This is a genomic window from Micromonospora sp. DT4, from assembly GCF_049841675.1.
Classification (GTDB): domain Bacteria; phylum Actinomycetota; class Actinomycetes; order Mycobacteriales; family Micromonosporaceae; genus Micromonospora.
In genome coordinates this window covers 1-585 of the sequence record NZ_JBNCKT010000360.1, presented here as the reverse complement: position 1 = coordinate 585, position 585 = coordinate 1, and the positions used below count along the sequence as shown (strand labels likewise).

1 protein-coding gene is annotated in these 585 nt (G+C 57.3%); it reads right to left on the bottom strand.

Annotated elements, in window-relative coordinates; all coding sequences use genetic code 11:
• The coding region (locus ACLQ24_RS30110) for a hypothetical protein (RefSeq protein WP_425895117.1) at nucleotides 1-546 on the bottom strand (546 nt) is incomplete at its 3' end.
• Between the last annotated feature and the right edge of the window lie 39 nt (nucleotides 547-585).

Sequence of the window (585 nt, the reverse complement as noted above, 5' to 3'; positions counted from 1 at the left end):
GAGGTGGCTGGGGTTTTCTGCTACCCAAATTTTGAGAATTCTTATTAGGTCCCCATGGCGGTGGCCCTTTGCTGGCTTTCTAAGTAGCCGATCTTTAGGGTCCGATCGGATAGTTGCCGTCCTGGTTGCGGCGTCACGGAATTCGTGGTGTCGATGAGGCTGTATCAAGACGAAACTTTTTGCTTTCAGCGTAGTAATACGCCTACCATCCCCCGCGGGCACGACAGTTATCCCGCACTCCTCCATGGCGGCAGCAATTAAACCCGTCGGATCGTCAATTCCCTTAGATCTTATCCGATGCACCCAGGCGCCAATGTAGACGATCTTTGCCGTGCCTGGAACGCGATGGCTCAAGTGTATGACGGGGAAACGCCCGCGCATGTCGGGGTGATCGTCATACCAGTCAATCAAGGCACCAACCATGTTGCTCACACGCATTTCTTCCGTGACCGCTCGGCGGTGAGGGCCGGTGGAAGCGGCCATCATGCCCGGCGTGGACGTATGCGCGGGATCAGTCAACACGTCAGTGAGGACCGAACCCGTCACCGGTGGTCCCACCCGAACCTTCCCGCCGTCGATGGCGAG